This is a genomic window from Corallococcus sp. AB030 (assembly GCF_003668965.1).
Taxonomy (GTDB): Bacteria; Myxococcota; Myxococcia; order Myxococcales; family Myxococcaceae; genus Corallococcus; species Corallococcus exiguus.
Map to the genome: position 1 here is coordinate 1 of NZ_RAWQ01000494.1, position 451 is coordinate 451.

A 451-nucleotide genomic window follows, 5' to 3' on the forward strand; every position below is an offset into this window, starting at 1 on the left:
GGGCATTCCGGCCGTGAATTTTGGCGCCGGCGATCCGGGCTTTGCGCATAAGAAGGACGAGCAGGTGCCCACGGCGCAAATCACCGAAGTTTCTACCGCTCTGCTTAATTACTTGAAGGGATAAAAATGACCCCTGACCACATGCGTACCCTGCGCGGCCCACTCTTGCTGCGCAGCGAGGGAGAACAAGGCTCCACCTTTGACCAGCGCCTGCTGGAATCCGGCGCGGACCACGAGTGGCAGCATGCCGATCCGTGGCGCGTGCTGCGCATCCAAGGCGAATTCGTCGCTGGCTTCGATGCGCTTGCCAAGTTGCCCAAGGCAGTGACGGTCTTTGGTTCCGCGCGCACCAAGCCTGAGGATGCGAGCTATCAGATGGCCGAAGAACTCGGCCGCAAGCTCGCCGAGTGCGCCTACGCCGTCATCACCGGCGGCGGCCCCGGCATCATGG

The 451-nt window shown here is 62.5% G+C and carries 1 pseudogene; it reads left to right on the forward strand.

Annotated elements, in window-relative coordinates:
* Positions 1-141: 141 nt before the first annotated feature.
* Positions 142-451 (forward strand): annotated as a pseudogene (locus D7Y15_RS43765) (TIGR00730 family Rossman fold protein); the annotation flags it as partial.